This is a genomic window from Methylorubrum extorquens (assembly GCF_024169925.1).
GTDB classification, from domain to species: domain Bacteria; phylum Pseudomonadota; class Alphaproteobacteria; order Rhizobiales; family Beijerinckiaceae; genus Methylobacterium; species Methylobacterium extorquens_A.
The window spans coordinates 7,501-17,500 of record NZ_JALJXF010000001.1 but is presented as its reverse complement, the minus strand read 5'-3'; the positions used below and the strand labels follow the sequence as shown (position 1 = coordinate 17,500).

Genomic DNA, 10,000 nt, shown 5'->3' with positions numbered 1-10,000 from the left:
GCGTCCGTCATTCGGCCCCGGCAGCAGCAGTGAGGCCAGCGGATAGAGGCTGCGGCTGCCGGCGATGATGCCGAGCGGGTAATCGACCGGGCCGGAGAGGCTTGCCTGCACTGCCCCGCGCTCCGTGCCGAGCTCGGCACCGGCCGGACCGAAGAAGCGGCGGTAGGCCGCGAGGCGGTGCAGCGCATCGGCGATCTCGCTGCCGCCGTTGGGCGGGCCCAGCATCACCACGCGTCCGAGATTGTCCGGCCGGTGCCGGGATAGTAGCACGCGAGCGACGAGACCGCCCATGGAATGGGTGACGATGTGAAGGCGCGTCACGTCCGCACCGAAGGCCGCGACCGTGGGCGCGATTCCTTCGGCCATGTCGGCGAGCCCGAGCCGGCGCGCCGGATAATCGGGGTTGAGAGTGAGATAGCCGGTGCGTGTCAGCCGGCGCTCCAGCGGGCGTAGGGAGGCGGCGCGGCGGGCGATGCCGTGCAGAAGGAGGACGCCCTCGGTCCCGTCGGCGCTCGTTTCGATCATGGCCTACGCCAGCGCAGGCGTCGCGTCGGCGAATGCGTTGCAAAGGAGAGCGGTCATCGTCCCGTTTTTCCGACGCATCGATGAAGAACTCAACCATCTCTCCGAATGATGCTGCGGGTTCGCGCTTGCGCGTCAACGGCGGATTGGCCGTCGATACTGGCAGAGTGCAGCTTGCCGCACTTCGATCAGCAGGCATTCCCTGGCATCGTCGCAGCAGGGATTGATCGCGAGGCGTGCGGGGTGTCGGCGACCGAGGAAGGCATGGCGTGCGATGGACGGACCGGTTCGGGCCGCCTCCTCCTGCTCTTTGCCACGCTCTACGGCGCCTATGGTGCGCTCTCACCGTTCCTGCCCGCGTTCCTCGAAGCGCGGGGATTGGGACCGGGCGAAATCGGACCGTTGCTCTCCGCCGCGATGCTGGTGCGGCTTGCCGCCGGACCGCTGATCGGCCGGCTCGCCGACCGGCACGGCGCCGTGCCGGCCTTCCTGGCCGGAGGACTTGCCCTCTCTGCGGTGCTGACCCTCGCTTTCCTCGGCGGCCACGGCTTCCTCCTGCTGTTCACCATCGCCCTCGCCCAGGCCGCAGCGACCGCGCCGCTCGCGCCGCTGGCCGATACGGTGGCGCTTGCCGGCAACCGCGACGGGGCCGCTTACGGCCGCATCCGCGGCGCCGGCTCGGCTGCCTTCATCGCGATCACCGTCCTTGCCGGTTACAGCATCGGGATCTTCGGCTACGGCGCCGGCCCTCTCGCCTGCGGCGTCCTTTTCGCCGCCGGGGCCGCGCTGGCATTGCGCCTCGCGCGGACCGCCGCGCCCGTGATGGCGGCCGAGGACGCGGGCGGCAAATTCGTGGCGCTTGCCGCGAATGCCCGCTTCCGCCGGCTCGTCCTCGCCGCCGCCCTGGTGATCGGCGCGCATGCGATGCACGACGCCTTCGCGGTCATCGTCTGGCAGGCGGCGGGAATCGGGCCGCGGGTGGCGGGCCTGCTCTGGGCGGAAGCGGTCCTGGCCGAGGTGACGGTGTTCCTCTGGCTCGGGCCGCGGCTGCTGGCGCGGATCGGTCCGGATCGGGCGCTGGCGCTCGCGGCCCTTGCCGGAGCGTTGCGCTGGGCGGTGCAGGCGCAGACCTCTTGGCTGCCCGGCCTCGTCCTGATCCAAGCGCTGCACGGGCTGACCTTCGCGCTCCTGCATCTCGCCTGCCTGCGGCTGATCGTGGAGATCGTGCCGGAGCAGCGCCGGGCGACGGCGCTGACGGTCTACGGCACCTTCGGTCTCGGGCTCGCCTCCGCGCTGATGCTGCTGCTCTCGGGCGTCCTCTACGATCATGTCGGCGGGAAAGGGTTCTGGGTGATGGCCGCCGTGAGCCTGTCGGCTGTTCCCGTTGCGCGGAGGCTCTCGGACATCCGATAAGGGCCGGGCCGCATTCGCCTTCGTTTTCCAGAACATATATAGAACAAAATTGACCGCTCTCGTGATTCTCTTCTCGTGATCCCATGCCTGCCGTCGCCGACATCCTGATCCCGCTCGCGCTCGACACCGCCTACAGCTACGCGGTGCCGGCCGGATTGACCCTCGCCGAGGGCGACATCGTGCAGGTGCCGTTGGGTCCGCGCGAAACGATCGGCGTGGTCTGGGGCCTCGACGAGCGAGCCTCGGGGGGAAATCTGCGGCCGGTGACGGGCAAGGTCGAGGCGCCGCCGCTCTCGGAGTCCCTGCGCAAGCTGGTCGATTGGCTGGCGCGCTACACCCTGGCGCCGAAGGGCTCGGCGCTCGCCATGGCCCTGCGCCTGCCCGACGAGGCCGCCCGCAACGAGGCGCCGCGGGTCGGCGTGCGTGCCGCCGGCCGGCCGCCGAGCCGGCAGACGGTCGCGCGCGGCAAGGTGATGGCGGTGGCCGCCGACAACGCGGTGCGGGGCAAGAGCGCGCTCGCCAAGGAGGCCGGCGTGTCGCTCAGCGTGGTCGATGGACTGATCGATGACGGCGCGTTGGAGACCGTGGCGCTGATGCCCGAACCCGTGGCGCTGCCGCCGGACCCGGACCATCCGCGGGTGCCGCTGTCCGACGCGCAGGCGGAAGCGGCGCACGCCCTCATCGCGAACGCCCCTTCCCCCGCCGATGCCGCGACCGGTGAGACGATCCTCCTCGAAGGTGTTACCGGCTCGGGCAAGACCGAGGTCTATTTCGAGGCGGTGGCCGAGTGCGTGCGGCAGGGGCGGCAAGCCCTGGTGCTGATGCCGGAGATCGCGCTGACGGCGCAGTTTCTCGACCGCTTCGCCGGGCGCTTCGGGGTGCGGCCGGCGACTTGGCATTCCGGCATCGGCGGTAAGCGCCGCGAGCGGCTGCGGGCGGGCGTGGCCACCGGCGAGGTTTCGGTGGTGGTCGGCGCGCGCTCGGCCCTGTTCCTGCCGTTTCGGAATCTCGGCCTGATCGTCGTCGATGAGGAGCACGAGACCGCCTACAAGCAGGAGGACGGCGTCCACTACCACGCCCGCGACATGGCGGTGGTGCGCGGCAAGATCGAGGGCTGCCCGGTGGTGCTTGCCTCGGCCACGCCGTCGATCGAGTCGCGGGTCAACGCGCAGAGCGGGCGCTACCGCCACATCGCGCTCCCCGGCCGTTTCGGAGGCCGGCCCATGCCCGACATCGCAGCCATCGACATGCGCCTCGACAAGCCGGAGCGCGGGCGCTTCCTGTCACCGCCGATGGTGAACGCGGTGAAGGCGACGCTGGCCGCGGGCGATCAGGCGCTGCTGTTCCTCAACCGCCGGGGCTACGCGCCGCTCACCCTGTGCCGGGCCTGTGGCCACCGCTACCAGTGCCGCAACTGTTCAACCTGGCTCGTGGAGCACCGCTTCCGCCGCGCGCTGGTCTGCCACCAGTGCGGATACGCCGAGCGAAAGCCCGAGGCCTGCACCGAGTGCGGCGCCTTCGATCATCTCACGCCCTGCGGGCCCGGCGTCGAGCGGATCGCCGAGGAGGTGACCGAGCTTTTTCCCGATCAGCGCATCGTCGTGCTGTCGAGCGACTTTCCCGGCGGCGCCGAGCGGCTGCGGCAGGAGCTCGAGACGGTGGCGGCGGGCGATTGCGACATCGTCGTCGGCACGCAGCTCGTGGCCAAGGGCCACAACTTCCCGCACCTGACCCTCGTCGGCGTCCTCGACGCCGATATCGGCCTGACCTCCGGCGATCCCCGCGCGGCCGAGCGCACCTTCCAGCTCCTGCAGCAGGTGACGGGACGTGCGGGGCGCGGCGAGCGGCCGGGACGGGCCTTGGTGCAAACCTACCAGCCCGAGCATCCGGTCATCGCCGCACTGCTCTCAGGCGATGCCGACCGCTTCTACGAGGAAGAGATCTATGCCCGCGAGGCAGCCGGGCTGCCGCCGTTCGGACGGCTCGCGGCGCTGATCGTCTCCGGGGAAGAGCGGGAGAAGGCTGAGGCGCACGGGCAGGCGCTGGCGCGCGTCGCCGAACCGCCGCCCGGCGTCTCCGTGCTCGGGCCGGCGGAGGCGCCGCTTGCCCTGATCCGCGGGCGCTGGCGATTCCGGCTGCTGGTGAAGACCGAGCGCGGCATCGACGTGCAGAGCTATCTGCGGGATTGGCTGGCGCGCGGACCGAAGCCGCGGGGTAACCTCAAGGTCGCAATCGACGTGGACCCGCAGAGCTTCTTATAATCGCGTCCGTCCGCCGTCGGCCGAGGTCGCTCGCAATCTCCTGCGAACGCGCTCGTCCTCGGCTCATTCGAGGAGCGCCGCACCTTGCTGACCTATGAGAAGAAGCCCGATTCCGCCATCGCCGAGATCGTCGTCGACGGGAAGATCTCCGATGAGGAGATGAACACGGTCATGACCGCGATGAAGGCCGACCTCGACAAGGGCGGCCGCATCAAGCTCCTGGAGGACATCCGCAGCTTCGAGGGTATGGAGCCGGCCGCCTTCTTCAAGGATCCGCGCTTCGGCATCTCGATGATGAAGGGCGTGAGCCACGTCGCCCTCGTCACCGACGCGACCTGGCTCAAGGCCGTGGCCGAGACCTTCGGCTTCGTCTCGCCGGTGCAGATCAAGGTGTTCGAGCGTGCCCGCATCGGCGAGGCGCGGGCCTGGCTCGAAGCGGCCGCCTGACGGCGCAGGGACCGCTCCCGCACGAACGCATAAAGAGGGGGCGAGCCTTGCGGGCTCGCCCCCTCTTTTCGAAAGGCAGACGATCAGATTACTCGGCGAGCGCGGTCCGGAGCGTGTGGCGCTTGGCCACCCAACGGCCGGTGCACAGGCCGCCGGAAACGCGCCACGTGCCGGAGCCCGAGCGGGCCTGGAGCCGGCCCGAGGCGGTCCCGTTCGCGGCCGAAGCCGCGACGTTCAGGCCGACATCCCCATCCGCTCCGACACGGCCGCTCACCGTGGTGCCGCCGGAGGCCACCGCGGTGACCGGGCGGACCTGTCCATCCCGTACGGCCAGGGTGTAGCTGTATTGGGCATCACACATGCCGCTTTCGGTCACGAGTTGAACCGACCACGTCCCATCGAAATCCCCCGCCATCGCCGGCGAGGCGAGCGCGGCGGCCAGAGCAGCGGTGAGGGCGAACTTGAGCATGCAGCATCCAACTCAGCGACGCGAGTGAGGCGTACGGTGCGCCGTCGCCTGCGCTCTCCGTACCGTCGATCTGTGAGATACCGGCACTCTACGGAAACAAGAGGCGATAATATGACGCCAACGAATGATTGCTCCTGATAACAAACCACGGCTGTTCGCCGAGGGATTGATGCGTCTTCGAAACATAAGCGTCGCCATTCGCGCCTTTTATGCACCACAGTGTTGCAAGCGCAGCCTTAAAGACTGTGGAATCGCATTTTGAAGATACGAGATAGCCAAGCGTATGCACTCGACGGGGTCGCCCCATCCCTTGATCGGCGCAGGGTGCACTGCTCCACCAGGAGAGGCGGCAAGCCCGATTGAAAGCAGGTGCGAGTGGCCAGCTCCGCGTTTGGCGAAAGCGGTTCTGAGGAGAGCCGTCAGGCGGATGGTTCGGCGAGGCGCGCCCGGTGACGATCGAGGGCGTCGCGCAGGCTCGACATGAAGGCGGACGTGGCGTCGAGACCGGCCACGCCCTGCGCGAGCCGGTCGAGGGCTCGCACTTGCGCATCGAGGCCGCCGAACGCGGCGAGATAGGCCCAGATTGCTTCGTCGGCCTCGCCGACCGGAACCGGTTGCTCGGATGCGAGCAGCGCCGAAAAGATGTCCAGGGTTGTGTTCAGGCTCGCCACGTCGAATCCGTTTCGGGGCATCCATCGGGTTGAGCTTGCAGTGCGCTCCACCGAGGTGGATGCCGGTTCGGCGAAGCGCGTGTCGAAACGAGGGGCCGTCCAAGGGCCGGAATCAGCAGTGGCGGGTGCCGCCGATCAGGCGTGCCGCCGCAACGAACCCGACGCCGGCGACGAACGCCGCTGTGGTGAGCGGATGGTCGCCACCACGCCCACATCGGTCTCGCCAACCGTCACCACGAGGGTGTCGACCGCCTCCAGCAAACCGGCGAGTTCGGGCTCCATCGAGGGGGAGTCAACGATCTGGTCGATCACCTTGGCGGGCGGCACAAAAGGGGTCACGCTCGGCACCAAAATCGACCATTTCGGGTCCGAACGCATCCAGGGTCATCTTGGGCCAGTGCTCGGAGTAGCGCCGCCATGCCCCCCCGGCCCTCCTCGGCCGAGCGGATCGGCACGAAGCAGGTGAATACGGTTCACGCCGGATGGACGGCGGCGATGCGCTCGATGTTCGGCAGGATGCGGGCGAGCCAGGGCGTGCGTCAGTCGGTCTTCTCGGAAAACATCGGCTGCGCATCGACGCAGAGATGGGCGGCCCGCGAGCCGAGATCGCCGAATTTCAAACCGTCCTTGCGCGCCATGGCTCGCTCCGAAACCGCTCTTTTCAGTGTTTTCAGTTCGGATGGAAGACGACCTTCACGCAGCCGTCCTTCTTGTCGCGGAAGGTCTTGTAGAGGTCGGGCCCGTCCGCGAGGTCGGCAGAGCGGTGAGTGATCAGCGAAGCGGTGTCGAATTTGCCCTGCTGGATCAGCTTGGTCAGCGGTTCGAGGTAGCGCTTCACGTGGGTCTGACCGCTCTTGAGGGTCAGGCCCTTCTGGACGATCGCACCCATGTTGACGGGGATCGGCCCACCGTAGACGCCGGGCACCGAGACGATGCCGCAGGGCCGTACGGCGCGGATCGCTTCCATGAGGGCATAGGGCCGCTCGGTCGAGGTGAGCTTCTCCTGCAACGTCGAGATCACGCTGGCGACGCCGTGGCCGGCGCTGGCCTCCATGCCGACGCAGTCGATGACACCATCGGCGCCCTCGCCCTTGCTGATTTCCTTGATGCGCTCGAACACGTCTTCCTTGGCGAAGTCGATGATGTCGGTCGCGCCGTACTTGCCAGCGAGCGCGAGACGCTCGGGCACGGTGTCGATGGCGATGATCCGCTCGGCGCCCATGATCTTGGCTGACTGGATCGCGAACAAGCCGACCGGCCCCGCGCCCCATACGGCGATGATCTCGCCGCCCTTGATCTCGCAATGTTCGGCGCCCTGCCAGCCAGTCGGCAGGATGTCGGTGAGAAACAGGACCGACTCGTCGTCCATGCCGTCCGGCACCTTCATCGGCGCCACGTCGGCCATGGGCACGCGCACATACTCGGCCTGTCCACCGGCATAGCCGCCGGTGATGTGCGAGTAGCCGAACAGGCCGGCGGTGGTGAAGCCGAACTGCGCCGCCGCCATCTCGGCGTTGCGGTTAGAGCGCTGGCAGACGGAGAAGTTGCCGAGCTTACACTGACGGCACTCGCCGCAATTGATGTTGAAGGGGACGACGATGCGGTCGCCCTTCTTGAATTTGGTGAAGCCCGCGGCGACCTCGACCACCTCGCCCATGAATTCGTGGCCGAGCACGTCGCCCGACTTCATCGTCGGCATCTGTCCGTCCATCAGGTGAAGGTCGGAGCCGCAGATCGCGCAGGACGTCACTTTAATGATGACGTCGCGGGAATCCTCGATCGTGGGATCCGGCACCGTGTCACAGCGGATGTCGCCTTTCCCGTGCCAGCATAATGCTTTCATGAAATGTCCTCGAAGTGGGAAAGGCGGTGCCTCAAAGGGCATCGTCTCAGGAACCCCCGAGGCATACGGCCAAGTTCCCGCCCGACTTTTCCCGGCGGACGCCCTTCAAATATCCTTGCAGCCGGCCGCCGTCAGAGCTTGATCCCGAGTCTCCGGTTCAAGCGGGTCACGAGCCAGACCGTGCCGATCGCCACGCACACGCCCCAGCCGACTTCCAGCACCCGCGATCCCGCCATCCGCTCCACCGGCCCGAGATGCGGCACCAGCAGGATGATGGTGGCGGTGATCCCGGCCAGCCGGCAGGCACTCGCCACGTTGACGAGCCAGCAGGCGATGATCGCGAGCACGACCGTCGCCGCGTAGGTCGGCAGGGACGGTCCCAGGGTCAGGTAGGCGGAAAGCCCGATCAGTCCGCCGATCGCGGCACCGGTGAACTGATCCCGGGCGGTGGAGCGGGTCGCGCCGAACTCAGTCTGCGCGACGGCGACCGCGGTGATCGCCGCCCAGAATCCTTCGCGCAAGCCGAGCACCTGCGTCGGCAGGTAAGCAACGATGGCAGCGACCGCCGACATTACGCCATGCGCGAGCCCGCCGGAGAAGCGCCGCCGCAGCGGCAGGCGCTTGCGCAGCCGCGTGACCTGATCCCGCAGCCAGCGGATGCGGCTGGTGTCGCGGTCGGCCCGGCGCGTCTTTTCGACGGCGGCCTCCGCGGCGGCGCGCTCCGTAGCGCCCTCTCCCTTTTCCTGCCCATGGTAGGAAGCCTGTTCGGCCTGCATCCGCCCTCCCTTCAAGCTTTCGGCCACGTGATGGATGGCAGGCTTGAACGATCGGAACGGTGAACGCGAAAGCCCCGGAGAAAACTCCCGGTTAAGCCTAAGCGCCTATCACCGGCCCATCGAGCCTGGTGACGAAAGGAGCGCCGATGACCAGGGACCAACTCGCGATTGAATTGAAGCGCATGGCCTCCTCGCAGGTCAGCGATATCGAGCGCGCGGTGAAGGCGGGGCACAAGACCATCGCCCTGAACGAACTGGCCGATCTCGACCGCCAGCTCAAGGCGCTGGCCGCCGCTCTCAAGGCCAAGCCTGTCATCCGGGCCTGATACGGTTTCCGCTTGATCCAAGCGGGGACCGGATCAGCCAGCCCGCGCGGCGCCTGAGCGAAGCCCAAATCCGCCATCCCGAAGGGATCAAACGGATTTGGTATGAGACCCGGCTTTCGCCCCCCGCGACAGCACCGGCCCCGCCCTTCCGGGCGGCGGCCGCGCGCCCATCCGCCACGGAAGTCATGGCGCCCTTCGCCTCGAGGCGGATCGTCCGTTCAGAGCACCGGGTCTCGCCCGAACGATCTCAACGATCGCGGCTCAGCAACACCAGCCAGCCGATACCGAGCACCGCCACCGTCATCCCGATGATGACGAAGGCCGGCGTGCCGAGATCGATGAGACGCGGCGCGAGCTGCGTGGCGAACGCCGCTACAACAAGGCCGACGGCGACCCGCGCGGCCCCCCGCTCGATGCCCCGCACGAGCTTGTCCATCCCCTTCAGCTCGATCTCGACGGTGACGCGCCCCTGCTTGAGGCGCACCAGCATGAGATGGATCAGCGTCGGCAACTCGGAGGCCGCGCCGTAGAGGCCGGTCCCAAGCGATTCCGCCTTGCGCATCAGGCCCCGCAGCGAGAATTGCGAGCGCATGCTCGCCCGCACGGTCGGGCCGGCGGCGGCGAACAGGTCGAAAGCGGGGTCGAGCTGGCGCATGACGCCGTCGGCGGTGACGAGCCCCTTGAACAGGATCGCCAGATCGGTCGGCATCGCGAGATCGTTCTCGCGGGCCATGGTCATGAAGTCGGTGAGCACGAGCCCGAGATTGAGCGGGATCGAGGAATGAGCCTGCACGAAGTTCTGGGCGGACTGTTCCAGCTTACTCAGGTCCGGATTCGATGTGCCGGTCCAATCGAGGAGCGTGGCCATCAGGCCATCGACATCCTGCTTGAGCATGGCGCCGATCAGAACGAGGAGCTGCTGGCGCCGCTTCTGCGACAGACGCCCAACGATGCCGAAATCGATGAAGCCGATCCGGTTGCCGGGCAGGATCAGCAGGTTGCCGGGATGCGGATCGGCGTGAAACACACCCTCGATCAGCGCCATGCGCAGGAAGGCGTCGCAGCCCTTCTGCGCCAGCGCCTTCTTGTCCGCTCCCATCGTCCGTAGCGCGGCGGCATCGTTCGGCGAGATGCCGTGGATGAACTCCTGGACGAGCACCCGCTCGGAGCACCACTCCCAGAAGATTTTCGGGATGACGATGTCGTCACGTCCGGCGAAGATCTCGGCGATCATCTCACAGTTGCGGGCCTCATTGAGCAGATCGAGCTCGC

The 10,000-nt window shown here is 67.9% G+C and carries 11 protein-coding genes (2 of these 11 running past the window's edge); 4 read left to right on the top strand and 7 right to left on the bottom strand.

The features are described 5' to 3' along the window. On the bottom strand, positions 1 to 525 hold the 5' portion of the coding sequence (locus J2W78_RS00090) for an alpha/beta fold hydrolase (RefSeq protein WP_253366939.1). The gene continues 141 nt to the left of window position 1, outside the view; the window shows 525 of its 666 coding nt (coding positions 1–525); its start codon is at positions 523 to 525; the stop codon falls past the left edge of the window. A 240-nt stretch (positions 526 to 765) separates the two neighbouring features. Between J2W78_RS00090 and J2W78_RS00085 the strand changes: the two genes are divergently transcribed. From J2W78_RS00085 to J2W78_RS00075, 3 genes are all read left to right on the top strand, one after another. Beyond that, on the top strand, positions 766 to 1,935 hold the full coding sequence (locus J2W78_RS00085; RefSeq protein ID WP_253366937.1) for an MFS transporter: 1,170 nt from the start codon (positions 766 to 768) through the stop codon (positions 1,933 to 1,935). 83 nt (positions 1,936 to 2,018) lie between these two features. Next, a complete protein-coding gene (locus tag J2W78_RS00080; RefSeq protein ID WP_253366935.1) occupies positions 2,019 to 4,196 on the top strand; it encodes a primosomal protein N' in 2,178 nt (725 codons plus the stop codon). 84 nt (positions 4,197 to 4,280) lie between these two features. Beyond that, on the top strand, positions 4,281 to 4,643 hold the full coding sequence (locus tag J2W78_RS00075) for an STAS/SEC14 domain-containing protein (protein WP_056199116.1): 363 nt from the start codon (positions 4,281 to 4,283) through the stop codon (positions 4,641 to 4,643). Positions 4,644 to 4,731: 88 nt separating this feature from the next. Here the strand turns inward: J2W78_RS00075 and J2W78_RS00070 are convergent, their stop codons facing one another. From J2W78_RS00070 to J2W78_RS00050, 5 genes are all read right to left on the bottom strand, one after another. After that, entirely contained in the window at positions 4,732 to 5,112 is a 381-nt protein-coding gene (locus J2W78_RS00070; RefSeq protein ID WP_253366933.1) for a hypothetical protein, read from the bottom strand. Between the two features lie 419 nt (positions 5,113 to 5,531). Beyond that, positions 5,532 to 5,783: a hypothetical protein gene (locus J2W78_RS00065; protein ID WP_253366931.1), complete on the bottom strand. Its 252-nt coding sequence runs from the start codon at positions 5,781 to 5,783 to the stop codon at positions 5,532 to 5,534. Positions 5,784 to 5,918: 135 nt separating this feature from the next. Next, entirely contained in the window at positions 5,919 to 6,161 is a 243-nt protein-coding gene (locus tag J2W78_RS00060) for a hypothetical protein (protein WP_253366929.1), read from the bottom strand. A 292-nt stretch (positions 6,162 to 6,453) separates the two neighbouring features. Beyond that, positions 6,454 to 7,626 (bottom strand): zinc-dependent alcohol dehydrogenase, encoded by a 1,173-nt coding sequence (locus J2W78_RS00055; RefSeq protein ID WP_253366920.1) that lies wholly within the window; start codon positions 7,624 to 7,626, stop codon positions 6,454 to 6,456. A 131-nt stretch (positions 7,627 to 7,757) separates the two neighbouring features. Further along, entirely contained in the window at positions 7,758 to 8,402 is a 645-nt protein-coding gene (locus tag J2W78_RS00050; RefSeq protein WP_253366918.1) for an FUSC family protein, read from the bottom strand. A gap of 146 nt (positions 8,403 to 8,548) precedes the next feature. Between J2W78_RS00050 and J2W78_RS00045 the strand changes: the two genes are divergently transcribed. Then, positions 8,549 to 8,728: a hypothetical protein gene (locus tag J2W78_RS00045; protein ID WP_003604447.1), complete on the top strand. Its 180-nt coding sequence runs from the start codon at positions 8,549 to 8,551 to the stop codon at positions 8,726 to 8,728. A gap of 247 nt (positions 8,729 to 8,975) precedes the next feature. Here the strand turns inward: J2W78_RS00045 and J2W78_RS00040 are convergent, their stop codons facing one another. Further along, positions 8,976 to 10,000, bottom strand: partial view of an ABC1 kinase family protein gene (locus tag J2W78_RS00040; protein ID WP_253366916.1) — the 3' portion only. It continues 607 nt past the right edge of the window; only the last 1,025 of its 1,632 coding nucleotides appear in the window; its start codon lies beyond the right edge, outside the window; it ends in the stop codon at positions 8,976 to 8,978.

Excerpts from the sequence above, each read along its gene's own strand:
- J2W78_RS00060 (WP_253366929.1), bottom strand. The coding sequence starts at position 6,161 with ATGCGTTCGGACCCGAAATGGTCGATTTTGGTGCCGAGCGTGACCCCT.
- J2W78_RS00055 (WP_253366920.1), bottom strand. The coding sequence starts at position 7,626 with ATGAAAGCATTATGCTGGCACGGGAAAGGCGACATCCGCTGTGACACG.
- J2W78_RS00080 (WP_253366935.1), top strand. The coding sequence starts at position 2,019 with ATGCCTGCCGTCGCCGACATCCTGATCCCGCTCGCGCTCGACACCGCC.
- J2W78_RS00050 (WP_253366918.1), bottom strand. The coding sequence starts at position 8,402 with ATGCAGGCCGAACAGGCTTCCTACCATGGGCAGGAAAAGGGAGAGGGC.
- J2W78_RS00045 (WP_003604447.1), top strand. The coding sequence starts at position 8,549 with ATGACCAGGGACCAACTCGCGATTGAATTGAAGCGCATGGCCTCCTCG.
- J2W78_RS00070 (WP_253366933.1), bottom strand. The coding sequence starts at position 5,112 with ATGCTCAAGTTCGCCCTCACCGCTGCTCTGGCCGCCGCGCTCGCCTCG.